This is a genomic window from Geodermatophilus sp. Leaf369, from assembly GCF_001424455.1.
Taxonomy (GTDB): Bacteria; Actinomycetota; Actinomycetes; order Mycobacteriales; family Geodermatophilaceae; genus Klenkia.
Window position 1 is genome coordinate 1,276,485 of sequence record NZ_LMQA01000001.1, and the last position, 25,129, is coordinate 1,301,613.

At 76.7% G+C, this 25,129-nt stretch carries 27 protein-coding genes; 17 read left to right on the plus strand and 10 right to left on the minus strand.

Annotated elements, in window-relative coordinates:
• Positions 1-50 precede the first annotated feature (50 nt).
• Complete coding sequence (locus ASG36_RS21795; RefSeq protein WP_055760830.1) at positions 51-263, plus strand: hypothetical protein; 213 nt, start codon at positions 51-53, stop codon at positions 261-263.
• On the opposite strand, the gene ASG36_RS06340 is transcribed toward ASG36_RS21795, so the two are convergent.
• Positions 249-1,028: a putative protein N(5)-glutamine methyltransferase gene (locus tag ASG36_RS06340; RefSeq protein ID WP_235494644.1), complete on the minus strand. Its 780-nt coding sequence runs from the start codon at positions 1,026-1,028 to the stop codon at positions 249-251. The two genes, ASG36_RS21795 and ASG36_RS06340, sit on opposite strands and share 15 nt — an antisense overlap.
• Positions 1,029-1,100: 72 nt before the next feature.
• Between ASG36_RS06340 and ASG36_RS06345 the strand changes: the two genes are divergently transcribed.
• From ASG36_RS06345 to ASG36_RS06370, 6 genes are read left to right on the plus strand one after another with little or no spacing between them, the layout of a single operon-like run.
• A complete protein-coding gene (locus ASG36_RS06345; protein WP_162245170.1) occupies positions 1,101-2,066 on the plus strand; it encodes an NAD(P)H-binding protein in 966 nt (321 codons plus the stop codon).
• 30 nt (positions 2,067-2,096) lie between these two features.
• On the plus strand, positions 2,097-3,197 hold the full coding sequence (locus ASG36_RS06350; protein ID WP_055760836.1) for a phosphate ABC transporter substrate-binding protein PstS: 1,101 nt from the start codon (positions 2,097-2,099) through the stop codon (positions 3,195-3,197).
• Between the two features lie 15 nt (positions 3,198-3,212).
• Positions 3,213-4,988, plus strand: a complete 1,776-nt coding sequence (locus ASG36_RS06355) for a hypothetical protein (RefSeq protein ID WP_055760839.1) — start codon at positions 3,213-3,215, stop codon at positions 4,986-4,988.
• On the plus strand, positions 4,985-5,719 hold the full coding sequence (locus ASG36_RS06360) for an IclR family transcriptional regulator (RefSeq protein ID WP_055760841.1): 735 nt from the start codon (positions 4,985-4,987) through the stop codon (positions 5,717-5,719). Before ASG36_RS06355 ends, ASG36_RS06360 begins: the two co-directional genes overlap by 4 nt.
• A gap of 49 nt (positions 5,720-5,768) precedes the next feature.
• Positions 5,769-6,725 (plus strand): PDR/VanB family oxidoreductase, encoded by a 957-nt coding sequence (locus ASG36_RS06365; RefSeq protein ID WP_055762615.1) that lies wholly within the window; start codon positions 5,769-5,771, stop codon positions 6,723-6,725.
• Complete coding sequence (locus ASG36_RS06370) at positions 6,722-7,918, plus strand: cytochrome P450 (RefSeq protein ID WP_055760844.1); 1,197 nt, start codon at positions 6,722-6,724, stop codon at positions 7,916-7,918. The genes ASG36_RS06365 and ASG36_RS06370 overlap by 4 nt, the downstream gene beginning before the upstream one ends.
• Here the strand turns inward: ASG36_RS06370 and ASG36_RS06375 are convergent.
• Positions 7,895-8,734, minus strand: a complete 840-nt coding sequence (locus ASG36_RS06375) for an AraC family transcriptional regulator (protein WP_055760846.1) — start codon at positions 8,732-8,734, stop codon at positions 7,895-7,897. The genes ASG36_RS06370 and ASG36_RS06375 overlap by 24 nt on opposite strands.
• 38 nt (positions 8,735-8,772) lie before the next feature.
• Here ASG36_RS06375 and ASG36_RS06380 point away from each other — a divergent pair, with 38 nt between their 5' ends.
• Positions 8,773-9,309, plus strand: a complete 537-nt coding sequence (locus ASG36_RS06380; protein ID WP_055760850.1) for a maleylpyruvate isomerase family mycothiol-dependent enzyme — start codon at positions 8,773-8,775, stop codon at positions 9,307-9,309.
• Between the two features lie 44 nt (positions 9,310-9,353).
• Here ASG36_RS06380 and ASG36_RS06385 read toward each other — a convergent pair whose 3' ends face one another.
• Positions 9,354-9,677: a tetratricopeptide repeat protein gene (locus ASG36_RS06385; protein WP_055760853.1), complete on the minus strand. Its 324-nt coding sequence runs from the start codon at positions 9,675-9,677 to the stop codon at positions 9,354-9,356.
• A gap of 80 nt (positions 9,678-9,757) precedes the next feature.
• Between ASG36_RS06385 and ASG36_RS06390 the strand changes: the two genes are divergently transcribed.
• The 6 genes from ASG36_RS06390 to ASG36_RS06415 all read left to right on the plus strand — a co-directional run bounded on the left by ASG36_RS06390 (position 9,758) and on the right by ASG36_RS06415 (position 16,652).
• The gene (locus ASG36_RS06390) at positions 9,758-11,008 is read left to right on the plus strand and encodes an MFS transporter (protein WP_082522824.1); all 1,251 of its coding nucleotides are present in this window, start codon (positions 9,758-9,760) and stop codon (positions 11,006-11,008) included.
• Positions 11,005-12,153 (plus strand): nitrite/sulfite reductase, encoded by a 1,149-nt coding sequence (locus tag ASG36_RS06395; RefSeq protein WP_055760856.1) that lies wholly within the window; start codon positions 11,005-11,007, stop codon positions 12,151-12,153. The genes ASG36_RS06390 and ASG36_RS06395 overlap by 4 nt, the downstream gene beginning before the upstream one ends.
• Positions 12,150-12,779 carry a precorrin-8X methylmutase gene (locus ASG36_RS06400; RefSeq protein ID WP_055760858.1) on the plus strand — a complete coding sequence of 210 codons (630 nt, stop codon included), beginning with the start codon at positions 12,150-12,152 and terminating at the stop codon, positions 12,777-12,779. The genes ASG36_RS06395 and ASG36_RS06400 overlap by 4 nt, the downstream gene beginning before the upstream one ends.
• The gene (locus ASG36_RS06405) at positions 12,776-14,266 is read left to right on the plus strand and encodes a precorrin-2 C(20)-methyltransferase (RefSeq protein WP_055760861.1); all 1,491 of its coding nucleotides are present in this window, start codon (positions 12,776-12,778) and stop codon (positions 14,264-14,266) included. Before ASG36_RS06400 ends, ASG36_RS06405 begins: the two co-directional genes overlap by 4 nt.
• Positions 14,267-14,380: 114 nt before the next feature.
• Complete coding sequence (locus ASG36_RS06410) at positions 14,381-15,334, plus strand: hypothetical protein (protein WP_082522825.1); 954 nt, start codon at positions 14,381-14,383, stop codon at positions 15,332-15,334.
• Between the two features lie 109 nt (positions 15,335-15,443).
• Positions 15,444-16,652 (plus strand): MFS transporter, encoded by a 1,209-nt coding sequence (locus tag ASG36_RS06415; protein ID WP_055760869.1) that lies wholly within the window; start codon positions 15,444-15,446, stop codon positions 16,650-16,652.
• On the opposite strand, the gene ASG36_RS06420 is transcribed toward ASG36_RS06415, so the two are convergent.
• The 3 genes from ASG36_RS06420 to ASG36_RS06430 form a co-directional block, all read right to left on the minus strand.
• Positions 16,639-17,253 carry a PilZ domain-containing protein gene (locus ASG36_RS06420; RefSeq protein WP_055760873.1) on the minus strand — a complete coding sequence of 205 codons (615 nt, stop codon included), beginning with the start codon at positions 17,251-17,253 and terminating at the stop codon, positions 16,639-16,641. The two genes, ASG36_RS06415 and ASG36_RS06420, sit on opposite strands and share 14 nt — an antisense overlap.
• 105 nt (positions 17,254-17,358) lie before the next feature.
• The gene (locus ASG36_RS06425; protein WP_200944346.1) at positions 17,359-18,000 is read right to left on the minus strand and encodes an HAD hydrolase-like protein; all 642 of its coding nucleotides are present in this window, start codon (positions 17,998-18,000) and stop codon (positions 17,359-17,361) included.
• Positions 17,997-18,710, minus strand: a complete 714-nt coding sequence (locus tag ASG36_RS06430) for a cobalt-precorrin-6A reductase (RefSeq protein ID WP_200944347.1) — start codon at positions 18,708-18,710, stop codon at positions 17,997-17,999. The genes ASG36_RS06425 and ASG36_RS06430 overlap by 4 nt, the downstream gene beginning before the upstream one ends.
• 20 nt (positions 18,711-18,730) lie before the next feature.
• On the opposite strand from ASG36_RS06430, the gene ASG36_RS06435 reads away from it, so the two are divergent.
• The gene (locus tag ASG36_RS06435) at positions 18,731-19,822 is read left to right on the plus strand and encodes a cobalt-precorrin-5B (C(1))-methyltransferase (RefSeq protein WP_055760880.1); all 1,092 of its coding nucleotides are present in this window, start codon (positions 18,731-18,733) and stop codon (positions 19,820-19,822) included.
• 41 nt (positions 19,823-19,863) lie between these two features.
• Here ASG36_RS06435 and cobM read toward each other — a convergent pair whose 3' ends face one another.
• The 3 genes from cobM to def are packed head-to-tail and all read right to left on the minus strand — an operon-like array spanning position 19,864 to position 22,354.
• On the minus strand, positions 19,864-20,604 hold the full coding sequence (cobM, locus tag ASG36_RS06440; protein WP_055760884.1) for a precorrin-4 C(11)-methyltransferase: 741 nt from the start codon (positions 20,602-20,604) through the stop codon (positions 19,864-19,866).
• Positions 20,601-21,800: a bifunctional cobalt-precorrin-7 (C(5))-methyltransferase/cobalt-precorrin-6B (C(15))-methyltransferase gene (locus tag ASG36_RS06445; RefSeq protein WP_055760887.1), complete on the minus strand. Its 1,200-nt coding sequence runs from the start codon at positions 21,798-21,800 to the stop codon at positions 20,601-20,603. The genes cobM and ASG36_RS06445 overlap by 4 nt, the downstream gene beginning before the upstream one ends.
• Positions 21,797-22,354 (minus strand): peptide deformylase, encoded by a 558-nt coding sequence (gene def, locus ASG36_RS06450; RefSeq protein ID WP_055760889.1) that lies wholly within the window; start codon positions 22,352-22,354, stop codon positions 21,797-21,799. The genes ASG36_RS06445 and def overlap by 4 nt, the downstream gene beginning before the upstream one ends.
• A gap of 33 nt (positions 22,355-22,387) precedes the next feature.
• Here def and ASG36_RS06455 point away from each other — a divergent pair, with 33 nt between their 5' ends.
• Positions 22,388-23,329, plus strand: coding sequence for a cobalamin biosynthesis protein (locus ASG36_RS06455; RefSeq protein WP_235494646.1), 942 nt, complete (start codon positions 22,388-22,390; stop codon positions 23,327-23,329).
• A 93-nt stretch (positions 23,330-23,422) separates the two neighbouring features.
• Here the strand turns inward: ASG36_RS06455 and ASG36_RS21800 are convergent, their stop codons facing one another.
• Positions 23,423-23,581 carry a hypothetical protein gene (locus ASG36_RS21800; RefSeq protein ID WP_157498590.1) on the minus strand — a complete coding sequence of 53 codons (159 nt, stop codon included), beginning with the start codon at positions 23,579-23,581 and terminating at the stop codon, positions 23,423-23,425.
• 61 nt (positions 23,582-23,642) lie between these two features.
• On the opposite strand from ASG36_RS21800, the gene ASG36_RS06465 reads away from it, so the two are divergent.
• Positions 23,643-25,085 (plus strand): PLP-dependent aminotransferase family protein, encoded by a 1,443-nt coding sequence (locus ASG36_RS06465; RefSeq protein WP_055762624.1) that lies wholly within the window; start codon positions 23,643-23,645, stop codon positions 25,083-25,085.
• Positions 25,086-25,129 lie beyond the last annotated feature (44 nt).

A 25,129-nucleotide genomic window follows, 5' to 3' on the forward strand; every position in this document is an offset into this window, starting at 1 on the left:
CGGCTCGATCGGTCGCCCGGCCGGAACGCCCGTGTCAGACCTGGAGCCCCGTGCCCACCGACCACCGGCTCACCGTCGTCCCCGACCCGGGCGAGGGCGTCCGCACCTCGCTCCCCCGCGGGTCCGACACCGCCGACCAGCTGGTCTGCGGGAAGTGCGGGCAGGTGCTGGCCCTGGCCCGTCGCCCGCGGCCGGCCGGGGAGGGCCTGCTGCGCTGCCCGCGGTGCGGCGCGGTCAACGACACCGGGTCACCGGCGCGCTGACCGCCCGGCCACGACGGTGCCGCCGCGGTCCTCGTCGGGGTCGGTGACCACCTCGGCGGTCAGCCCGCCCTCCCGGACCAGGGCGGCGGTCCGGTCGGCCTGGCCGCGGCTGGTCTCCAGCAGCAGCAACCCGCCCTCGGCCAGCCACTCGGCCGCGCCGGCCGCGACCCGGCGGTGCAGGTCCAGGCCGTCGTCCCCGCCGTCCAGGGCGACGAGCGGCTCGTGGTCACGGGCCTCGGGCGGCATGTCCGCGACGGCCGCGCTCGGCACGTAGGGCGCGTTCACGCACAGCAGGTCCACCCTGCCGCGCAGGTCGGCGGGCAGGGCGGCGTACAGATCGCCGGCCACCACCCGGCCACCGAGGGGCTCGACCGCGCGGCGGGCGCAGGCGACGGCGGCCGGCTCGACGTCGACGGCGACCAGCTCCCCGCCACCGAGCTGGCGGTGCACGGCGGCCCCGACCGCGCCGGCGCCACAGCACAGGTCGACCACCACGGCGCCCCCGTGGGCCACGGCCAGCTCCACCAGCAGCTCGGTGCGCCGGCGGGGGGTGAAGACGCCGGGGTCGACGGGCACCCGCTGCCCGGCGAACTCGACCCAGCCGAGCAGGTGCTCCAGCGGCTCGCCGGCGACCCGGCGGGCCACCAGCGCGTCCAGCGCGGCGCCCTCGGCGGCCTCCAGCAGCAGCTCGGCCTCGTCCTCGGCGAAGACGCAACCGGCCGCCCGCAGCCGGGTCACGGTGCGCGTGCGCAGGTCGAGGATCACGTCGCCAGTGTCGCCCGCGCCGTTTCCACCTCCCCCCGCCCCGGACAGGACCCACCGGTGACGCGCTGCCTGGTGACCGGTTCGACGGGCTACATCGGATCCCGGCTGGTGGTCCAGCTCGTCCGGGCCGGGCACGAGGTCGCCGCCTCCGCCCGTGACGTCGACAAGCTGGCCGCCTTCGACTGGCCCGACGACGTCCCGGCCGTGGAGCTCGACGTGTCCGACCCGGCCTCCTGCGACCGGGCGTTCGCCGAGGCCGGCCCGGTCGAGGTCGCCTACTTCCTGGTGCACTCCATCGGCGAGGGCGACTTCGCCGAGCACGACCTGGAGAGCGCCCGGCAGTTCGCCGCGGCCGCCCACCGTGCCGGGGTGCGCCGGCTGGTCTACCTGGGCGGGTTCGTGCCGCAGCAGGAGGAGCTGTCCGAGCACCTGGAGAGCCGCGCCGACGTCGGCGACGCCCTGGGCGAGGCCGGCGTCGAGCTGGTCTGGCTGCGTGCGGCGATCGTGCTCGGTGGCGGCTCGACGTCCTACGAGCTGGTCCGGCACATCGCCGACCGGGTGCCGGTGGTGCCGTTGCCGACCTGGATGCGCCACCCGGTCTCCCCGATCGCGGTCTCCGACGTGCTGCGCCACCTGGTCGCCGCCGCCGAGCGGGACGTGCTGCCGGCCGGGGCCTACGACGTGTCCAACGGCGAGGACCCCTCCTACGCCGACCTGATCAAGGCCTACGCCGCGGACGCCGGGCTGCGCCGGCTCTGGGTGCCGATGCCCCCGGTCCCCGCCCGCCTGGTCGCGGCCATCGCGTCCCGGCTCACCCCGCTGCCGCACGAGCTGGCCGCCGACCTGATCATGAGCCTGCCCAACAGCATGGCCTCGCACGACCACCGGATCACCGACTTCGTGCCCGACCCCCCGGGCGGACCGGTCACGGTCCGGGACGCCCTGCACCGGGCCCGCACCGGCGGGGTGGCGGTGGGCGTCTGGGCCTCGGCCGACCCGTTGCACCGCGCGGACACCGACCCCGACTGGTCGGCCTGACCCCGGCCGGCCTCGGGCACACTGGGCCGGGTGACTCTCGGCAGGAAGCTCGGCGCCGGCGCGGTGGTGCTGGCCCTCGGCGGGTTCGTCGCCTTCGCGGCGACCTTCACCCCGGTCAACGAACGGCGGACCGGCACCGCTGAGGGACCCCAGCTGACCGGGTCGCTGGTCGGCGCGGGGTCCAGCGCCCAGCAGGCGGCCATGCAGGGCTGGACGGCGGGTTTCTCCGCGCTGCAGCCCGGCGTCTCCGTCGACTACGACCCGGTGGGGTCCGGCGGTGGCCGCGAGCAGTTCCTGGCCGGTGGCATCGTCTTCGCCGGCTCCGACGCCGCCCTGGACGACGCCGAGCTGGCCGAGGCCACCGAGCGCTGCGGGCCGGCCGGGGTGTTCGAGCTGCCCGACTACATCGCCCCGATCGCCGTGGTGCACAGCCTGGACGTGCCGGACCTGCAGCTGGCGCCGGCCACGCTGGCCGGGCTGTTCTCCGGCGCGATCACCCGCTGGGACGACCCGGCCGTGGCTGCCGACAACCCCGGTGTGGCCCTGCCCGACCTCGCCGTCGCCCCGGTGCACCGCAGCGACGACTCGGGGACGACGGAGAACTTCACCGACTACCTGGTGGCCGCGGCCGGCGACGCCTGGCCGGCCGAGGCCTCCGGCGAGTGGCCGTTGAGCGGCGGGGAGGCCGCCCAGGGCAACTCCGGGGTGGTCGCCGCCGTGCGCGGAGGCAGCGGCACCGTCGGGTACGCCGACCTCAGCCAGGTCGGCGAGCTGGGCGTGGCCTCGATCGGGGTGGGCGAGACCTTCGTGGCGCCGTCGGCGGAGACCGCCGCGGCCGTCGTCGAGGAGTCCGAGCTGCTGCCCGGCCGCGGCGAGCACGACCGCGCGATCGAGCTGGCCCGGGAGACCACGACGGGCGACCAGTACCCGATCGTGCTGGTCAGCTACCACGTCGGGTGCCTGGCGTACGACGACGCGGAGACCGTCGAGCTGCTGCAGGCGTTCCTCTCCCACGTCGTCAGCGAGGAGGGTCAGGACGCCGCCGCCGAGGTGGCCGGGTCGGCGCCGATCTCCGACGCGCTGCGCGAGGAGGCCCTCGCGGCGATCGAGGCCATCCACGCGACGTCGTGAGGTGACGCGCTGCCGGTGACCGGGTTCACTGGCGGCGTGCGGGGGTCCGGGCGGGTGGTCACGGCGCAGTGGCGTGCCCTGCTCCCCACCGCGTACCTGCTCACCGGCTCCGACGCCGAGGCCCGCGACCTGCTGCTGCGCGGGCTGGCCGCCGTGCGGGACGGCGACGACCGGGACGCCGCGCTGCGCGGGTTGGTCCGGGCGCACCTGCGACGCCGGTTCCGCGGGTCGGGTGCGCTCGTCGGCACCCCGACCCCGCCGTTCTGGGTCTCCCCCGCCGACGCGGCGTCCGCGGGGCGGCTGGCCGCGGCCCTGGACCGGCTCACCCCGGCCCAGCGGGCCGCGGTGGTGCTGCGCTTCCACGAGGGCGTGCCCGACACCACCGCCCTGGTGCCCGACACCGACCCGGTCGCCGCCGCTGCCCTGCTCGCCGACGAGGTGCCCGACGCCGCCGACCTCCCGGCCCGGCTCGACGGGCTGGCCGCGCTGTCGGACGCGGGGACGCTCACCGACGAGACCGTGGTGCTGGGCGTCCGCGGGGTGACCACCGACCGGCGTCGCCGGGTCGCGCTGGCCGTCGGTGCCGTCGCCGTCCTGGCCGTGGGCGCGGTGCTGGCGCCCGGCCTCACGACGCGGGACGCCCCGACGGCGGCGGCACCCTCGGCGACCCCCACGGCCTCGCCGACCCGCGGGTCGCTGGCCGCGGACGACGGGTTCCTCCGCGACGTCCGCACCGCCCTGGACCCGGGCTGGCGCAGCACCGGCGCCGACGGCTGGACCGTGGAGTTCGCCGGGGACCTGTCCGGGGTGCGCGCCGTGCTGCTCACCCGAGGCGGCGGGGACGTGACCGAGCAGACCTGGCTGACCGGTCCGGCCGGCACTGCGGCCGGCGACCTGTCCTGGACCACGGCCTCCCAGGGCCGCGCACCGACCGCCGCGGGAGTGGTGGTCGGGCCCGACGAGGGCGTCGCCGACCCCACGCTGGTCGTCGTGGGGGACCCCGGGGACGAGCTCCGGGTCTCCCCGGGGCTGGACGTCGGTCCCGACGGCACGAGCAGCGCCACGTTCACCGACGTCCCGGTCTCCTCCGACGGGGTCGCCACCACCACGGTCCGGGCGGTCGGCGCCGCGGTGCGGTTCCAGGTCGTCCGGGACGACGAGGTGCTCCCCGCCGAGGTGCCCCTGGGGACCGGTGGTCCCGCCGTCGTGGCCGACCTGGGCGACGGCGCCGAGCCGCCGGTCCCGAACGGCCCGTCGTCCCGGTCCGGGGCGGCGACCAGCTCCGCGCGGGCGCTGGCCGTCGCGCTGTCGACCATCGGCGACGCCACCGGCTGGGCCCCCGAGCAGCTCGACGTCACCGTGCTCGGCGCCGGCACGTTCCCGCTGCCCGGGGGCACCGACGCCGACGCCGTCTCCGTCGCTGCAGTGCTGCCCGACGGCGGCCTCGTGACGACGACGGCCTGGGCGAGCGTGGGCACCCAGACCACCAGCTGGGGCAGCTGCGGCAGCACCGGGCACCCGGCGGGCACCGACCCGGCCTCGCTGACCGTGGCCGCCCGTTGCGGCTCCTACGCCGGCGACGGCTCCACGTTCGGGGTGACGCTGCTGGTCGCCGCCCCGCCCGGGGTGCCGGTGGTGCTCGGCACCGCTGCGGGCGGCACGACCGTCACACCCGGGCTCGACCGCGGGTGGGGCTTCGTCGTCGCCGACGCCGACGCGTTCACCGAGGTCTCCGCCGACGGGGTGCCGGGCACGGTGACCCGCGAGGGCGCGGACCTGTTCAGCCGGTGAGCGAGTCGGTGGTCAGCCGGGCGGTGCGGGTGGTCGACGCCTTCCGGCCCGGCGAGACCACGCTCGGGGTCTCCGAGATCGCCCGCCGGTCGGGCCTGCACGTGGCGACGACGTCCCGGCTGGTCGCCGAGCTCGTCGAGCTGGGGCTGCTCCGGCGGGACACCGACCGCAGGGTCGGGCTGGGCCTGCGGCTGTGGGAGCTGGGCGCCCGGGCCTCGCCGGCGTTGTCGCTGCGTGAGGTGGCCATGCCGCTGATGGAGGACCTGCACGCCGTGGTCGGCCAGCACACCCAGCTGGGCGTGCTCGACGGCGCCGAGGTGCTGTTCCTGGAGAGGCTGTCCGCCCCGGGCGCGGTCGTGAACTACACCCGCATCGCCGGTCGGCTGCCGCTGCACGCCTCGTCCTCCGGGCTGGTGCTGCTCGCCCATGCGGGCCCCGACCTGCAGGAACGCACCCTGGCCGGGCCGCTGCGCACCTTCACCCCGGCCACGATCGGCACCCCGGCACGGCTGCGGGCGGCACTGGACCACGTGCGCCGGGAGGGCGTGGCGTTCTGCCCCGGGCACATCCACGCCGACGCCTGCGGGATCGCCGTCCCGGTGCGCGACCCGGCCGGTGCCGTCGTCGCCGCGCTGGCGGTGATCGTGCCCAACGACGCCGATGCCCGGACCCAGGTCCCGGCGCTGCGGGCGGCGGCCCGCGGGATCGGCCGGCAGCTCGTCTCTCACTGAGCGAGAACGCCATGGCCGCCGTCACGTGCCTCCGGAGATGCTCCGCGGCATGACACCGACCGCCGCAGCGCCGCGGCAGGCCACGCTGCGGGTGACCGCCAGGGAGACGGTGGCCGACGGCGTCGTCGCGCTCACCCTGGCCGACCCGGCCGGGGCCCGGCTGCCCGACTGGACGCCCGGCTCGCACGTCGACCTGGTGCTGCCCACCGGGCTGACCCGGCAGTACTCGCTGTGCGGGGACCGCTGGGACGCCTCGACCTACCGGGTCGCGGTGCTCCGCGAGCCGATCGGACGCGGCGGCTCGGCCTGGGTGCACGACGAGCTCGCGGTCGGCGACCTGGTGGGCGTCGGCGGCCCGCGCAACCAGTTCCGGCTGGTCCCCGCGCCGCGCTACCTCTTCATCGCCGGCGGCATCGGGATCACCCCGTTGCTGCCGATGATCGACGCCGCCCGTCGGCTCGGCGCGGACTGGCGGCTGGTCTACGGCGGCCGCACCCGCGACTCGATGGCCTTCCTGGACGAGCTCGCGGTGCACGGCGACCGGGTGACCGTGCTGCCCCAGGACGAACACGGGCACCTGCCGCTGGCCGAGCTGTTCGCCGGGGGCGACGCCGACACCCGGGTCTACTGCTGCGGCCCCGCCCCGTTGCTGGACGCCGTCGCCGGCCTCGACCTCCCCCCGCGGGTGCTGCGTACCGAGCGGTTCGCCGCGCAGGAGCAGGGCGCCCCGGCCCGGGACACCCCGTTCACCGTGGTGCTCGACCGCACCGGCGTCGAGGTGGTGGTCACCCCCGACGTCAGCGTGCTGGAGGCGGTCCGGTCGGTCGGGGTGGACGTGCTGTCCTCCTGCCGGGAGGGCACCTGCGGCACCTGCGAGACGACGGTGCTCGCCGGGGAGCCCGACCACCGAGACTCGGTGCTCGACGAGGCCGAACGTGCCGCCGGGGACTGCCTGTTCGTCTGCGTCTCCCGCTCCCGCGGCGACCGTCTGGTGCTGGACCTGTGAGCGCCCTGCCGGCCCTGGACCTGGACCCCTTCGACCCCGAGGTGCTGCGCGACCCGCTGCCCGCCCACGCCGCGCTGCGCGACGCCGGCCCCCTGGTCCGCCTCGCGCGGTACGACACGTACGCGATCGCCCGGTACGCCGACGTCCGGGCGGCGCTGAGCGACTGGCAGTCCTTCGAGTCCTCGGCCGGGGTGGGGCTGACGAACTTCCGCACCGAGACGCCGTGGCGCCCGCCGTCCCTGCTGCTGGAGGCCGACCCGCCCGCGCACGACGCCCCGCGCACCGTGCTGGCGAAGATCCTGGGGCCGCGGGCACTGCGCCGGCTGCGGGAGGACTGGGCCGCCGACGCCGTGTCCCTGGTCGACGACCTGCTGGGCGGCCGGTCCGAGGTCGAGGTGGACGCCGTCCCGACGCTGGCCGCGGCCTTCCCGCTGCGGGTGTTCCCCGACGCGGTGGGCCTGCGGGCCGACGGCCGGGAGCACCTGCTCCCCTACGGCGACCACGCGTTCAACGCCTTCGGGCCGACCGACAACCCGCTGGTGCTGGCCGGCAACGAGCACATGGCCGAGCACGCCGGCTGGGTCGGGCAACAGTGCCTGCGGGAGAACCTGGCCCCGGTCGGCTTCGGCGCCGACATCTGGGCCGCCGCCGACCGCGGCGACCTCACCCACGCCCAGGCCCCGCTCGTCGTCCGCTCGCTGCTCACCGCGGGGGTCGACACCACCGTGCACGGCATCGGCGCGGTGCTGCACGCCCTGGCCGCCACCCCCGGCGCCTGGGACCTGCTGCGCGCCCGCCCCGAGCTGGTGCGGGTGGCCTTCGACGAGGCCGTCCGGTGGGAGTCCCCGGTCCAGGCGTTCTTCCGGACGACGGTGCGCGACGTCCCGGTCGCCGACGCGGTCGTCCCGGCCGGGGCCAAACTGCTGGTGTTCTTCGCCGCCGCCAACCGCGACCCCCGGTACTGGGCCGACCCGGACGCCTTCGACCTGACCCGTGACCCCTCCGGCCACGTCGGCTTCGGGATGGGCATCCACCAGTGCGTCGGCCAGCACGTCGCCCGGCTGGAGGCCGAGTCGCTGCTCACCGCGCTGCTGGCCCGGGTCACCCGGCTGGAGCTCACCGGCGAGCCGGTACGGCACCTCAACAACACCCTGCGCGCCTGGGACTCGCTACCGCTGCGCCTCACGGTGTGAGGCTGCGAAGCGGCCGGGCGTGGTGCCGGTGACCCGGGAGAAGTCGCGGACGAAGTGCGCCTGGTCGGCGTAGCCCAGCACCGCGGCGGTCTCGGCGAGCGGGGCGCCGTCGTGCCGCAGCCGGTCGGCGGCCTCCTGCAGCCGCCGCCGCTGGACCAGCCACTTCGGGGTCAGCCCCAGCCGCCGCTGCAGCAGCCGTTGCAGGGCCCGCTCGCCCAGCCCGGTCTCCTCGCACAGCTGGGCCACCCGCAGCAGGTCGGGCCGGCTCTCCACCAGCGCGACCACCCGGTCGACCAGCTCGCCCTCGGCGTCGACCGGCAGCAGCGGGGTCAGCGCGTCGGCGAACGCCGCGATGGAGGCCTCGTGGGCGGTCGCGGACAGCGGGTCGCCGGCCATCGCCGTCCGCACCCTGTCGACGAGCTCAGCCGAGTCGAGCACCTCACCCAGGTCCACGTGCCGGTCGGTGAACGCGGCCATCGACCCGCCGGCCACCAGCGACCCGGCGGCCGGCGTGCACATGACGCCCACCGCCCAGCCGTCGCCGGCCAGCGTGGTCGCCGACAGCCCGGTGCGGACGCCGTAGAACCGGGCGTAGTCGTGCGCGACGACCAGCAGCGACACCGGGTACTGGAGCACCCGCTGCACCGACTCCTCCCCGGCCGGCACCGACCAGACCGGCACCCAGAACCGCTGCACCAGCGGCTCCAGCCCGGGCGGCGGCGGGTAGCGGTGCATCACGTGCGAGCGGTCGCCGGGCGCCCGCAGGTGGGCGCGCTCCACGGCGTCCACCGAGCGGCGCGGGGTGTCGGGTTCCATCAAGACGCCACCCTGCCGCACGCGGGAGGGTCCGTGGCGTGAACGCCACCGCCGCCTACGAGGCCGCCGCCCGACCCCTGTCCGCCGTCCTCGACGCCGTCCCGGCCACCGCCTGGGACGCGCCGTCCCCGTGCGACGGGTGGTCGGCCCGCGACGTCGTCGCCCACGTGGTCTCCACCCAGCGCGAGCTGCTGACCACGCACGGCGCGGAGCTGGGCCCGACGCCGGACCTCACCGACCCCGCCGCGGCCTTCCGCGCGCACAGCACCGAGGTGCTCGGCCTGGTCGGCGAGCTGGCCGACCGGACCTACGACGGGTTCTTCGGCCCCACCACCGTGGGCGCCACGCTCGAGCAGTTCTACGTCTGGGACATGGTCGTGCACCGCTGGGACGTCGCCCGCGCCACCGGCGGGGACGAGACGCTCACCGACGCCGAGCTGGCGCGCACCGAGGCCGGCGCGGACGGCTTCGGCGAGGCGCTGCACATGGAGGGCATCTGTGCCCCCGCCGTCCCGGCCCCGGACGGCGCCGACCGGCAGACCCGGGTGCTCGCCCGCCTGGGCCGCACCGCGTAGGCGGAGGGCCGGAGCGCAGCCCTTCTGCGCCCCGGCCCTCCACCTCAGCTCGCGGCGCCGAGGGCGTCGGCCAGCCGGTGGTGCAGCGCGGCCTCGTCGGCCCGGTGCTGGCGCTCCAGCGTGCGGGCCAGGGCCCGGCGGGCCCAGCCGTCGGCCGGCGCCAGGCCCACCAGGGCCTCGAACGCCTGCTCGGCCCGGACCAGCTGCGCGGACTCGAAGCAGGCCCGGCCCAGCAGCTCGAGGACGGCGACGTTGGTCGGCTCGGCCGCCACGACCGGGGCCAGGATCGCCACCGCCTCGGTCGGCTGCCCGCTGGTCAGGAACAGCTCGGCGCGGAGGAACTCGGAGTGCAGGTCGATGTCGGTCATGGGGGGCCTCCTCTCAGGCGGGGGCACAACGCGCCACGGGCCGCTGCCCTTCCCGCCGTCCACGGGGCAGGATCCTCCGGGTGACCCGTGCCGTCGAGACCCCGACCGCGAGCCGTGAGCAGGCCCGCCGGCGGGCGGTCCCGGTGCTGGTGGGCAGCCAGGTGCTCGGCGGCGTCGGGGTGGCCAGCGGGATCGCCGTCGGCGGGCTGCTGGCCGAGCAGGTGTCGGGGTCGACGGCGCTGTCCGGTCTGGCGCAGACCGCCACCGTGCTGGGCGCGGCCGGGCTCGCGGTGCCGATGGCCCGGCTGGCCGCCGCCCGCGGACGACGTCCGGCGCTGGCGACCGGGTACGCCCTCGGCCTGGCCGGCGCCGGGCTGGTCGTGCTGGCCGCCGTCCTCGGGTCGTTCGTGCTCCTGGTCGCCGGTCTGCTGCTGGTCGGCGGGGCCACGGCGTCGGGGCTGCAGGCCCGCTACGCCGCCACCGACGCAGCGACGCCGGCGACCCGCGGCCGGTCGCTGTCCACCGTGGTGTGGGCGACCACGGCCGGCGCAGTGCTCGGCCCCAACCTGTCCGGCGTCGGCGGCCGGCTGGGCGAGGCGGTCGGGGTGACCCCGCTGGCCGGGCCGTTCCTGCTCGCCGGGGCCGCCTTCGCCGCCGGTGCGGTGCTGGTCTGGGTGCTGCTGCGGCCCGACCCGCTGGTGGTCGCCGGGCCCGGCGCGCCGACCGGTCCACGGCCCTCGCTGCGGACCACGCTCGGCGTGGTGTGGGGCCTGCCGGCCGCCCGGCTCGGGCTGGTCGCGATCGCCACGTCGCACGCGGTGATGGTCGGGGTGATGGTGATGACGCCGGTCCACCTGGGCCACGGCGGCGCCTCGCTGCAGCTGGTCGGGCTGGTGATCAGCGTGCACGTGGCCGGCATGTACGCCGCCTCCCCGGTGATGGGCTGGCTGGCCGACCGGTTCGGCCGGGTGCCCACCCTCGGGCTCGGGGTGGGCCTGCTCGCCGTGGCGCTGCTGGTCGGCGGGCTCGCCCCGGCCGAGGCCCACGGCTGGGTGACCGTCTCGATGCTGCTGCTGGGGCTCGGCTGGTCGGCCGGGCTGGTCGCCGGCTCCACGCTGCTCTCGGAGTCCGTCCCCGCCGAGGTACGCACCCCGGTGCAGGGCAGCTCGGACCTGGTGATGGGCCTGGCCGGGGCCACCGCCGGCGCGCTGGCCGGACCGGTGCTGTCGGCCGGTGGCTACGGCACGGTCGCCGTCGCCGCCGGGGTGCTGCTGGTCCCGCTGGCCGTGCTGCTGCTGAAGGGCGCGCACGTAACCTCGCCCGGGTCATGACCTCACCCCGCGACCGCGTCGACGCCTGCCCCGGCGCCCTGCAGACGCACACCGCCGCCGACGGCGAGCTCGCCCGCGTGCGGGTGCCCGGCGGGTCGCTGAGCGCCCACCAGCTGCGGGTGCTGGCGCTCGCGTCCCGCGAGCTCGGCGACGGCCACCTGGAGATGACCAGCCGCGGCAACCTGCAGCTGCGTGGTCTCCCGGTGGTCCACGACCTCGGCGACCGGCTGGCCGACGCCGGCCTGCTGCCCAGCGCCACCCACGAGCGGGTCCGCAACGTGCTGGCCAGCGCGCTCACCGGCCTGGACGACGAGGGGCACGTCAACGCCTCCCCCTGGGTGCGGGCCCTGGACGCCGGTCTGGTCGCCGACCCCGCCCTCGCCGAGCTGCCCGGCCGCTTCCTGGCCGCCCTGGACGACGGCCGCGGCGACGTGATCGGCCTCGGTGCCGACGTCGGCCTGCTGGCGCTGTCGGCCACCGAGGTCGCGCTGGTGCTCGGCGGGGTCGACTCCGGGCTGCGCACCGACCCTGGCGGCGCCGTCGACCTCGCGCTCGACGCCGCCCGCGCCCTGCTCGCCGAACGCGCCGCCCAGGACTCGCAGGCCTGGCGGCTGGCCGAGCTGGACGACGGACCGGCCCGGGTCGCCGCCCGGCTCACCGCCCGCCGCGGCACCCCGGTCGAGATGCCGGCCGCGCCGCTGGTGGGCCAGGTGGGCGCCGTCGCCCAGCCCGACGGGCGTACCGCGCTGGTCGGCGTCGTCCCCCTCGGCCGGCTGAGCGCCGACCAGGCCGAGCTGCTCGCCGAGCTGGCCGACGGCGTGCGGATCACCCCGTGGCGCACCGTCGTCGTCCCGGACCTGGCCGAGGAGGCCGTGGACGACGCCGCCGTCGACCTGTTCCGCACCGGGTTCGTCTTCGACGAGGCGAGCCCGTGGCTGCAGGTCACCACCTGCGCCGGCCGGCCCGGGTGCGCCAAGTCCCTGTCCGACGTCCGGGCGGATGCAGTGGCCGCGGTGACGACGGGCAGACTGCCTGCAGACGGCGCCCGGCAGCACTGGGCCGGCTGCGGGAGACGCTGCGGCCGCCCTGCCGGGGCCCTGGACGTGGTCGCCACCGGTGACGGCTACTCGATCGGAGCGGTGTGAGCGCGCAGTACGAGTACGAGCACGACGGCGCCGAGATCTACCGGCAGTCCTTCGCGACCATCCGCCGGGAGGCGGCGCTGGACCGGCTGCCCGCCGACGTCGCCCAGGTGACGGTGCGGATGATCCACGCCTGCGGACAGGTCGACCTGGTCTCCGACGTCGCCTGGTCCGACGGCGTGGTCGGGAAGGCGCGGGCCGCACTGGAGCTCGGTGCCCCCGTGCTGTGCGATGCGCAGATGGTGGCCGCCGGGGTGACCCGCAAGCGGCTGCCGGCCTTCAACGAGGTGGTGTGCACGCTCAACGACCCGCGCACCCCGGACCTGGCCCGCGAGATGGGCACCACCCGCACCGCGGCGGCCCTGCACCTGTGGGGCGAGAAGCTCGAGGGCGCCGTCGTCGCGATCGGCAACGCCCCCACCGCGCTGTTCCACCTGCTGGAGATGGTCGCCGCCGGTGGCCCGCGCCCGGCCGCCGTCGTCGGCATCCCGGTCGGCTTCATCGGCGCGGTGGAGAGCAAGGAGGCCCTGGCCGCCTCCGACCTGGACTTCCTCGTCGTCCGCGGCCGCCGGGGTGGCTCGGCGATGACCGCCGCCGCGGTCAACGCGCTGGCGAGCACCGCGGAGTGACCGGCCGCCTCTACGGCGTCGGCCTGGGCCCCGGCGACCCCGAGCTCGTCACCGTCAAGGCCGCCCGGCTGATCGGTGCCGCCGACGTCGTCGCCTTCCACGCCGCCCGGCACGGCCGCTCGGTGGCCCGCGGGCTGGCCGAGCCGTACCTGCGCGCGGGCCAGGTCGAGGAGCTGCTGGTCTACCCGGTGACCACCGAGACCACCGACCACCCCGGCGGCTACCAGGGCGCGATCGACGAGTTCTACGAGACCGCCGCCGCCAGGCTCGCCGCGCACCTGGACGCCGGCCGGGACGTCGTCGTCCTCGCCGAGGGCGACCCGTTCTTCTACGGCTCCTACATGCACATGCACAAGCGGCTCGCGCACCGGTACGAGACCGAGGTCGTGCCCGGGGTGACCAGCGTCAGCGGCGCCTCGGCCGTCCTCGGCCGGCCTCTCGTCGAGCGCGACGAGGTGCTCACCGTGCTGCCCGGCACGCTGCCCTCCGACGAGCTCGCCGAGTGGCTGGCCACCACCGACTCGGCCGCGGTGATGAAGCTGGGCCGCACCTTCCCCGGCGTCCGGGACGCCTTCGAGGCCGCCGGCGTACTCGACCGCGCCTGGTACGTGGAGCGGGCCACGACCACGCGTCAGCGCGTCCTGCCGCTGGCCGAGGTCGACCCGGAGAGCGTGCCGTACTTCTCGCTGGCCCTGCTGCCCTCGGAGCTGACCGGGCCGGGCAACGCGCCCGAGTCCTTCGCCGGTCCGCCCACCGAGCCCGGCGTCACCGTGGTCGGGCTGGGCCCGGGCTCCCGCGCCTGGACCACGCCCGAGGCCGCCGCCGCGCTCGCCGAGGCCGACGACCTGGTCGGCTACGGCCCCTACCTGGACCGGGTGCCGGCCAACCCGCGCCAGGTCAAGCACCCCAGCGACAACCGGGTGGAGGCTCTCCGGGCGGCCGCAGCGCTGGAGATGGCCCGCTCGGGCCGCCGGGTCGCAGTCGTCTCCTCCGGTGACCCCGGCGTGTTCGCCATGGCCGCGGCCGTGCTCGAGGTGGCCGCCGCCGACTTCCCCGACGTCCCGGTGCGGGTGCTGCCCGGGATCACCGCCGCCCAGGCCGTCGCCTCCCGGGTGGGCGCCCCGCTGGGCCACGACTTCTGCATCCTGTCGCTGTCGGACGTGCTCAAGCCCTTCGACGTCGTCCTGGACCGGCTGCGGCACGCGGCGCAGGCCGACCTGGTCATCGCGCTCTACAACCCGCGCTCCAAGGCGCGCCCGCAACAGCTCTTCGAGGCCCGCGACGCCCTGCTCGAGGTCCGCTCCCCCGACACCGTGGTCGTCGTCGGCCGGGACGTCGGCGGCCCCGAGGAGTCGCTGGTGGTCACCACCCTGGGCGCCTTCGACCCCGGCACCGTCGACATGCGCTGCCTGGTGATGATCGGCTCGACCCAGACGCGCGTGACCCCGTCCGGCCAGGTGTACACCAGCCGCCACTACCCGGGCTGACCCGCCGACCGCACGACTGCGGTGGTCTCCACGCCTCGGACACCACCGCAGTCGTGCACTCGAGCCTGTGGACGACGCCAGCGGCGGACGCGCTGTCCCGGGCAGGCTGCGCGGGTGCCTCGTCAGCCCCGCGCCGTGCTGGCCCTCGGTGACCGGCCGTTCCGCGGGTCGACCGCCGTGGCGAACGGACTGCTGACCCCCAACGAGCTGCGTGGGCCCGCGTGGCGACGGATCCACCGGGACGTCCACGTCGCCGCCGGGGTCCCGGTGACCCAGCTCGTCCGGGCCCGGGCAGCACAGCTCGTGCTGCCCGGCGCGGTGGTGTCCGGGCGCAGCGCCGCGTGGCTGTGGGGCGTGGACGTCGACGGTCCGCACGGTGCTGCGCGGGCCACCCACGTGGAGGTCACCGTCCCCCCGGGAGCGCACCGTCTCGTCCCCGGCATCCGGGTGCGCCGCCGCGTGCTGGACCCCGGGTGGGTCTGGTGCGTGCCGAGCAGCCGGGACGTGCCCACCCTGTGGGCCGAGCACGCCGCCCTGGAGCTCGCTGCCGATCCCTCCCGTGGTCACGTCGAGGCCGTCGTGGTCCTGGACCAGTTCTGCGAGTCCGCACCGGTGACCCTCGCCCGGCTGCGGGCAGCGGGCGCCGACTGGGCCGGACGCGGCCGCGCGCAGCTGACCGGGGCACTCGCGGCAGCGGACGGGCTGGCGGGCTCTCCACCGGAGACGAGGCTGCGCCTGGGGTTGCGCGCTGCCGACCTGCCCCAGCCGCAGGCGCAGTACCGGCTGGTCACCCCGGGGGGACGACGGGTGAAGACGCTGGACTTCGCCTGGCCGCACCTGCGCTTCGCCGTCGAGTACGACGGGTGGACCCACGTCGCGACCTCGACCCGGGCCGAGGTCGGCTTCCACCTGCCGAAGGACCGGCGCGTCCTCAACGAGGCACAGGCACTCGGGTGGCGGATCCACTACGTCACCGCGCCCGACGGCCACGACATGGTGGGACTGGTGACCTCCATCGGAGCCGCACTGCACGCCCGGGCGGCCGAGCTCGGCGTTCCCCTGGGGTGATCCCCTGGTCGAGTGCACGACTGCGGTGGTGTCGCGGCCTCTGAGACTACCGCAGTTGTGCACTCGGCGCGCCGGGAACAGACCGGGGGGCCGGTGGCTTGCGCAACGAGTGCGCACACTCTCCCGGCCGGCGGCGTTCTGGTCGGTCGCGGTGCTGTTGGTGCTGGTCCTCGCCGCCAGTAACGTGCCCTCGCCGCTGTACCGGGTCTACGCCGAGGAGTTCGGCTTCTCCTCGGGCGTGATCACCGTGGTGTTCGCCGTCTACGCGTTCGCCCTGCTGGGGGCGTTGCTGGTGGTGGGCGGGCTCAGCGACCACGTCGGACGACGCCCGGTGCTGGCCGTCGCGCTGGTGCTCGAGGCCGCGGCGATGGGCCTGTTCCTGGTCGCGGACGGCGTGGGCTGGCTGCTGGCCGCCCGGGTCGTGCAGGGCCTGGCCACCGGCGCGATGACCGGGGCGTTCGGGGCGGCGCTGCTGGACCTTCAGCGGCCGGAGAAGCCACTGGGCCCGCTGGTCAACAGCGCGTCGCCGGGCTTCGGGCTCAGCGCGGGCGCGGTCGGCGCGGGGATCGCGGTGCAGTTCGTGCCCTCGCCGACGGAGTGGGTCTTCGGCGTCCTCACCGTGGTGTTCCTGGTGGCGGCTGCCGCGGTGTGGCTGGGCCTGCCGGAGTCCTCGCCGCGGCGCCCCGGGGCGTGGGCGTCGCTGCGGCCGAGCATGCACGTGCCGCGGGCGAACCGGCGGGCGTTCGTGGTCGTGCTGCCGTGCCTGGCCGCGACCTGGGCGCTCGGCGGGCTGTACGCCTCGCTGGGGCCCTCGCTGGTCGCCGGGGTCTACGGGGTGGAGAACCACGTGGTGGGCAGCCTGCTGATCCTGGCGCTGAACGGCACCGGGCTGGTCGGCTCACTGCTCACCCAGAGGCTCGAGCCCACCCGCGGGATGATCACCGGGGCGCTGGTGTTCGCCGTCGGGGTCGCGGGCACGGTGGCCGCGCTCCTGGTGGGGTCGCTGGCCTTCTTCTTCGTGGCCGCGGTGGTGTCGGGGTTCGGCTTCGGGTCGGCGTTCCTGGGCGCGATGGCCACCGTCACCCGCGGGGTCGACCCCGGTCAGCGCGCCGGGCTGCTGTCGGCGGTCTTCACCGTCAGCTACCTGGCGTTCAGCATCCCGGCGATCGCGGCCGGGGTGGCCAGCACGCACATCGGCCTGACCACCACCGCGGAGGTCTACGGGGTGGCGGTGATCGTGCTCGCGCTGTCGGCCGTGGTCGGCCTCCTGGTGCACCAGCGCGGGGCACCGGCCCGGGCGCTCGTCACCGCAGACTGAGCCGCCGCTGCTCCCGCAGGGCCGCGAACACCTGGGCGCGCAGCAGGTCGGCCATGCTCGCGCACAGCCCGGCGTAGGCGACGACGACGTCCCAGCCGTCCTCGTCCGGGCTCACCCGGTGCAGCCGTCCGGGCACCGGGAACACCGCGCCGCGGAGCGTGAGGCCCACGTCGACCTCGGCGCCGGTCGTCGGGGCCAGCGGGCCGGGGGAGAGCAGGCAGCGCAGTCCGGTCTCGCTGACGTCCCGGGTGCGGCCGAGGAACACCGCGCCGGACTCCCGTTCGGTGAGCTGGGCGCGCAGCCGCAGGTCCGCGCGCACGGCGTCCCGCCGGTTGCCGGCCTCGGCCGGGCCGCTGGGCACCAGCTGCACCCGCACGCCGGTGCGCACGGTCCAGCACAGCACCACCCGGGCCGGGACGACGCGGACGCCGTCCGCCCCGTTCCAGTACAGCTCCACGCCGTCGCCCGGGGGCAGCGCGCCGGGCAGCTCGACGACCAGGCCGGTGGGGCGCAGCCGCTCGACCCGACCGGTCACGACCACCCCGCCGACGACGACGTCGACGAGCGCACGCGGCAGCGGCAGCTCGGCACCCGGCAGCACGCACACACCTCCCGACGACGTCGGGACCGGAGTGCCCCGCTGGTCAGGTCATCGGCTGCGGATGCCCCGCGGAACAGTCGCCGGACGGGTGATCACCCAGGGGAGTCACAGGTCCGCCAGCGCGGCCGGCACGTCTCCCGGGACGGCGCAGACGACGGCGGCCCCGGCCTGGGCGAGCTCGCCCGGTCGGGCGGGCCCCCAGCCGGCGCCGATGCACGGCAGACCGTGCACCCGGGCGCCGACGACGTCCTGGGCGCGGTCCCCGACGAGCACCGGCCGCTCGCCGTCGGGGTGGGCGGCCAGGGCCAGCCCGACGACCTGCTGCTTGTGCCGCACCCGGCCGTCCATCGTCGCGCCGTGCACGCTCGCGACGGCGTCGGTGAGCCCGACGTGGTCGAGGATCCGGCGGGCGAACTCCTCGGGCTTGCTGGTGGCGACGGCGAGCACCGCCCCGTCGGCCCGGAGCACGCCGAGCAGCTCGGCGATGCCCGGGTAGACCGGGGCGTCGAGGATCGCGCCGGCCGCGTAGTGCGCCCGGTAGGCGGCCACCGCGCGGTCGACGTCGGCGCCGGCGAGCCCGAACGCCGCGGCGAAGCCGTCCTGCAGCGGCGGGCCGACCATCGCGGTGAGCTGGTCGGCGGTGGGTGCGGGCAGCCCGAGGGCGTCGGCGGCGACCCGGATGCTGGCGTGGATGCCGGGCGAGGAGTCGACCAGCGTCCCGTCCAGGTCGAACAGGACGAGCCTCACCGGAGCCACGCCAGGGCCGCCTCGACGGTGTCGACCACCGCCACCCCCGCGGGCAGCGCGGGCCGGCGGACCAGCACCACCGGGATGCCGAGCGTGCGGGCGGCGGTCAGCTTGGCCTCGGTCATGTGCCCTCCGGAGTCCTTGGTGACGACGACGTCGACGGCGTGCTCCCGCAGCAGGGCCAGCTCGTCGTCCAGGGTGAACGGCCCGCGGGCCAGCAGCAGGGTGGCCCCGGCGGGCAGCGGCTCGGTGGGCGGGTCGACCGAGCGCACCAGCACGGTGCCCGGCAGCGCGGCGAACGCGCCGATCCCCTGCCGGCCGGTGGTCAGGAAGACGGTGCCGCCGACCATCGTGGCGGCCTCGGCGAGGGAGTCGGCCCACCGCCAGTCCTCGCCGGGCTGGGCCGTCCACCCCGGGCGTTGCAGCCGGAGCAGGGGCGTGCCGCTGGCGGCGCAGGCGGCTGCGGCGTTCGCGGTGATGGTGGCGGCGAAGGGGTGCGTGGCGTCGACGACGGCGGTCGGCCGGTGCTCGGTGATCCACGCGGCCAGGCCCTCGGCGCCGCCGAACCCGCCGACCCGCACCCCGCCCACCGGCAGCAGCGGCTCGGCCACCCGACCGGCCAGCGAGGACAGCACGTCGATGCCGTCCGCGACCAGGGCCGCGGCCAGCGCCCGGGCCTCGCCGGTGCCACCGAGCACGAGGACGGTCACCGACCGGGCACCATGGAGCCGTGACCAGTGCCGGGACCGAGGGGAGCACGGGCCTGCGGCACGGCTGGACCACCGGCGCCTGCGCGACCGCGGCGACCACCGCGGCCTACACCGCGCTGCTCACCGGCACGTTCCCCGACCCGGTGCAGATCGACCTGCCCCGCGACCGGCACCCGTCGTTCGCCCTCGCCCGGGAGGACCTGGGGCCGGCGCACGCCAGCGCCAGCATCGTCAAGGACGCCGGCGACGACCCGGACGTCACGCACGGCGCGCTGATCGGCGTCACGGTCACCCACGGCGAGCCCGGCAGCGGCGTGGTGTTCGTGGCCGGCGAGGGCGTGGGCACGGTGACCAAGCCCGGGCTGCCGCTGGCGGTCGGTGAGCCGGCGGTCAACCCGGTGCCGCGCCGGCTGATGCGCGAGCACGTCGCGGCCGTCGCGGCCCGGCACGGCGGCAGCGGCGACGTCGTCCTCACCGTGTCCGTGGAGGGCGGCGCGGACCTCGCGGCGCAGACCTGGAACCCGCGGCTGGGCATCCTGGGCGGGCTGAGCATCCTGGGCACGACCGGCGTCGTCGTCCCCTACTCGTGCGCGTCGTGGATCGACTCGATCCGCCGGGGCATCGACGTCGCCCGGGCCGCCGGGCACACCCACGTGGCCGGCTGCACCGGCTCGACGAGTGAGAACACCGTCGCCGCGCTCCACGGCCTGCCCTTGGACGCGCTGCTGGACATGGGCGACTTCGCCGGCGCGGTGCTGAAGTACCTGCGCACCCACCCGGTGCCGCGGCTGACCATCGCCGGCGGGATCGGCAAGCTGGCCAAGCTCGCCGACGGCCACCTCGACCTGCACTCGGCCCGCTCGCAGGTCTCCACCGACGCCCTCGCCGAGCTGGTCACCGGCGCCGGCGGGTCGGCCGAGCTGGTCGCCGGCGTGCGCGCGGCGAACACCGCGCTGGACGCGCTGCAGCAGTGCCAGGCCGCCGGCCTCCCGCTGGGCGACCTGGTCGCGGCCGGCGCCCGGGAGACCTGCCTGCGCACCCTGGCCGGCGCCCCGGTCGAGGTCGACGTCGTGGTGATCGACCGCGGCGGGACGATCGTGGGGCGCGCGTAGGTGGAGTGCCAGGGCGCGGATCCCGCGCCCCTGCCACTCCACTAGCGCGTCCGGGAGGTCGAGTAGAGGTGGCTGTCCGGGAACTCCCCGGCGGTGAGCACCGGGCCGACCACCACCACCGCGGTCCGGACGACGCCCGCGGCCGCGACCTTCTCGGCGATGTCGCCCAGCGTGCCGCGCAGCACCAGCTCGTCGTCCCGGCTGGCCCGGGCAACGACGGCGACCGGCCCGTCGGTGCCGTAGTGCTCGGCCAGTTCGGGAGCCAGCTCCGCGATCCGCTGGACGGCGAGGTGCAGCACCAGCGTGGCCCCGGTCGCGGCGTAGGCCGACAGCTGCTCCCCGGGCGGCATCGCGGTCGACCGGGCCGAGGTGCGGGTGAGCACCACCGTCTGGCCCACCCCGGGCACGGTCAGCTCGCGCTTGAGCGAGGCGGCCGCGGCGGCGAACGCCGGCACGCCGGGGACGACGTCGTAGGGCACCCCGGCGGCGTCCAGCCGGCGCATCTGCTCGGCCATCGCACTCCACACCGACGGGTCGCCGGAGTGCAGCCGGGCGACGTCGAGCCCGGCCTCGTGCGCGGCGACCAGCTCGGCGGTGATCTGGTCGAGGTCCAGGTCGGCGGTGTCGACCAACCGGGCGTCGGCCGGCGCGGTGTCCAGCAGCTCGCGAGGCACCAGGGCACCGGCGTAGAGGCAGACCGGGGCGGCGGCGATCAGCCGGGCCGCGCGCAGGGTGACCAGGTCGGCGGCACCGGGGCCGGCGCCGATGAAGTGCACGGTCATCGGGTGCCGCTCCAGATCGTCACGGGCATGGCCGGCTTCCAGCCGGTGAAGCCGCCGACGGGTTCGCCGCGCTGCACCGAGATGCGCACCAGCTCACCGCCGAACCGGGCGTGCCAGTCCGCCAGCACGGCCTCGCTCTGCACGGTCACCGCGTTGACCACCATCCGGCCACCCTCCCGCAGCGCGTCCCAGCAGGCGTCCAGCAACAGCGGGGTGGTGGCCCCGCCACCGACGAACACGGCGTCCGGCGGTGCGAGCCGACCGAAGACCTCCGGCGCCCGGCCGTGCACCACGCGCAGGTGCGGGACGCCGAGCCGGGTGGCGTTGCGGACGATGCGCTCGGCCCGCTCCTGCACCGACTCCACCGCGACCGCCCGGCAGGAGGGGTGCGTGCGCATCCACTCGATGCCGATCGACCCGGCGCCCGCGCCGACGTCCCAGAGCAGCTGCCCGGGGACGGCGGCCAGCCGGGACAGCGTGACCGCGCGGACCTCGTTCTTGGTCAGCTGCCCGTCGTTCTCGTAGGCGCCGTCGGGCAGGCCGGGGGTGGTGGGCAGCGGGGCGGTGCCGCGGGTGGCCCGGCACTCCACGGCGGTGACCACCAGCGGGTCGGCGGTCGGCGTCCAGGCTGCTGCGGTGCCGGTGTGCACGGCCTCGGCCGGACCGCCCAGCTCCGACAGCACGGTCACCGTGGACTCCCCGTACCCGCGGGCGGTGAGCAGGGCGGCGACGGCGGCGGGGGTGTCGCCGTCCGAGCCCAGGACGAGCAGCCGGCGGCCGGGCTGCACGCGCGGGTGCAGCAGCTCCAGGGGCCGGCCGACCAGCGAGACCACCTCGGTCTCCTCGACCGCCCAGCCCAGCCGGGCGCAGGCCAGCGACACCGAGGACGGCGCCGGGAGCACCCGCACCTGTCCCGGGCCGAGCAGCCGCACCAGCGTGGTGCCGACGCCGGACAGCATCGGGTCACCGGACGCCAGCACGACGACGGCCCGGCCGGCGTGCGTCTCGAACAGCCCGGGCAGCGCCGGGACCATCGGGGAGGGCCAGGCCTGCCGGTGCGCGGTGACCGAGGCGGGCACGAGGTCGAGCTGGCGGTCCGAGCCGAGCAGCACCTCGGCGGCCTCGACGGCGGCCCGGGACAGCGGCGCGAGCCCGTCCCAGCCGTCGGCGCCGATGCCGACCACGACGACGGTCACGCGGGGAGCTCGCCCCCGGGGCCGGCGGCCTCGGCGAGCAGCCGCTCGCGCAGCTCCTCGGGGAGCAGGTCCACGTAGACGGTGCCGTCGAGGTGGTCGCACTCGTGCTGCAGGCAGCGGGCGGCCATCCCGGTGGCCTCGATGGAGGTGGGCTGGCCGGTGGCGTCCACGCCGTCGACCCGGGCGCGGAAGCGCCGTTCGAGCTCGGCGTAGGGGCCGGGGACCGACAGGCAGCCCTCCTCGGTGACCTCCACCTCGGGCTCGCCGTCCAGCGGTTCGAGCACGGTGAGCACCGGGTTCACCACGTAGCCGATGACGTCCTCGCCGTCGGCGTCCGGGCAGTCGATGACGAACACCCGGGCGTCGACGCCGATCTGGTTGGCCGCCAGGCCCACGCCGTCGGCGGCCTCCATCGAGGCGAACATGTCCAGCAGCAGCCGCTTGAGGTCGCGGCCGAACTCGGTCACCGGCGTGCACGGACGGTGCAGGACCTCGTTGCTGCCGTAGGTGACGATCGGCCGGGCGACGCCGTCGTAACGGCCGGGCAGGCGCATGGGGGCCGATCGTAGTTGGCACCATCTCCCCTCGTGGACCTCCCGACCGCCGCCGGCCTCGCCCTGGGCTCGCTGGCCGACGCCGCGCTCGGCGACCCGCGCCGCCGGCACCCGGTCGCCGGCTTCGGCCAGGCCGCCGCGCCGCTGGAACGACGCGTCTGGCGCGACGACCGGGCGACCGGTGCCGCGTACTGGGCGGTGTGCGTCGGCACGGTCACCGCGCTGGGGACGGCGGCCGACCGGTCCACCCGCTCGCGGCCGCTCACCCGCGCGGCGCTGACCGCCCTCGTCACCTGGTCGGTGCTCGGCGGCACCTCGCTGGGCCGGGCCGGGACGACAATGGCCGGGCACCTGACCGCCGACGACCTGCCCGCCGCGCGGGCGCACCTGTCCTCCCTCGCCGGCCGCGACCCGTCGTCCCTGGGCGAGGCCGAGCTGGTGCGCGCCACGGTGGAGTCGGTCGCGGAGAACACCTCCGACGCCGCGGTCGCCCCGCTGGTGTGGGGTGCGGTCGCCGGGCTGCCGGGGCTGGTCGCCTACCGCGCGGTGAACACCCTGGACGCGATGGTCGGGTACCGGTCCGACCGGTACCTCCGGTTCGGCTGGGCATCGGCCCGGGCGGACGACGTCGCCAACTGGCTGCCCGCCCGGCTCACCGCGGCACTCACCGTCGCCGTCGCGCCGCTGGTCGGCGGCTCGGCAGGTGGGGCGCTGCGCATCTGGCGGCGGGACGGCGCGGCGCACCCCAGCCCGAACTCCGGCCGCTGCGAGGCCGCTGCCGCCGGTGCGCTGGGCATCCGGCTGGGCGGCCGCAACGTCTACGGCACCCGGGTGGAGGAGCGCCCCACGATGGGCGACGGAGCTCCCCCGGTCCGGGCCGACGTCGCCCGCGCGGTGGCGTTGTCCCGCGCGGTGTGGACGGCGTCCGCCGCCCTCGCCGTCCTCACCCGCCTGCTGGCCCGCCCCCGGCGTTGATCAGCTGAGACGACCACCGTGCGTCCTCCTCCACCGACGCCGGTGGCGCAGGACGCACGGTGGTCGTCGGAGCTGATCGACGCCCGGGCCCGGTCAGCGCGAGACGAGGAAACCCGACGGGTCGACGCGGGGGTGGCTGGCCGGCGGGTCGGCCGGGCCGAGGCCACCGCGGACGACGGCCCGGACGGTGGCCAGCAACAGCCAGCCACAGCCGAGCAGAAACAGCAGCGCGAGGAATCCACCTGAGGTCATGGACCCACCGTGACGCACGGAGGACTGGCGCCGAGCAGTCCAGTCCGGCATGGTGGTCCGCATGCCAGTCGCCACCGAGCAGTCCACTCCTGGGCACGAGCTCGCCGCCCAGCTCGGGGACACGGACGGATCGCCCCGGTACGCCGCGCTGGCCCGCCGGGTGCGGGAGCTGGTGGTCACCGGTGAGCTGCCGGTCGGCACCCGACTTCCGGCCGAGCGCGACCTGGCCGCCGCCCTGGGGGTCAGCCGGGTGACCGTGGCCAGCGCCTACCGGACGTTGCGCGAGGCCGGGTTCGCACACACCCGGCACGGCTCGGGCACCGTGCTGGAGCTGCCCGACGACCGACCGGCCTGGAACTGGCGGTCCGGTGACGTCCCCGGCGTGGTGGACCTGGCCCACGGCGCGTCCCCGGCGTCCCCGCTGCTCGCTCCGGCCTACGCCGACGCCCTCACCCGGCTGGAGGCGTACACGCGGGGCAGCGGCTACGTGCCGGTCGGCCTGCCCGAACTGCGGGCAGCGGTCGCCGACCGGTACACCGCCCAGGGCCTGCCGACCACGGCCGACCAGGTGCTGATCACCTCCGGGGCCGGTGACGCTGCGGCCCTGGTCTGGGGTGCCCTGGTGGAGCCCGGCGACCGGGTGCTGGTGCAGCACCCCAGCTACCCCGGGGCGATCCGGTCGGTGGAGCTGGCCGGCGGGCGCTGCGTCCCGGTGCCGGTCGACGCCGCCGACCCCGACGCCCTGGTCGAGGCGGCCCGGCTGGCCGCCCGGCAGAGCGCCCCGCGGATGGCCTACCTGATGCCCGACCACGCCAACCCGACCGGCATCTCGCTGAGCGCCACCGGCCGCCGCCGACTGGCCGCGACGCTCTGGCAGCAGGGCGTGCTCACCGTCGTCGACGAGATCGCCGCCGAACTCGTCATCGACGGCGACCCCGCTCCGCACGTCGCCGCCGGGCTGCCCGACGCCGCCATGATCACCGTCGGCGGGCTCTCCAAGTCCGTCTGGGGCGGACTGCGGGTGGGGTGGCTGCGCACCGACGCGGCGCTGGTGGAGCGGCTGGCCACGGTGCTGGGGCACCGGCAGCTGTCGGTCGGCCTGCTCGACCAGCTCGCCGCCACCACGCTGGTCCGCGACCTGGACGCCGTGCTGGCCCACCGCCGGGAGCAGCTGCGCACCCAGCGGGACGCCCTCGTGGCCGCGGTGCGGGAGCAGCTGCCCGACTGGTCGCTCACGATCCCCTCGGGTGGGCTGTGCCTGTGGGCGCAGCTGCCGCCCGGGCTCAGCTCCGCGGCGCTCACCGCAGCGGCGGCCCCGGCCGGGCTGCTGCTGGCTGAGGGCCGAGTGTTCGGCACCGGCGCGGCCTTCGACGACCGGCTGCGGCTGCCCTTCACCCGGCCCCCGGGAGAGCTGCGCAGCGCCGTCGAGGTGCTCGCCGGGCTGGACCGGCAGCTGCGCGGGCAGGCCACCCCGCGGCCGGCGCCGTCGTCCACCGTGGTCTGAGGTGACCCGCCCCACCCCCGGTCGGCGCCGGGCGTGGGGGAGAC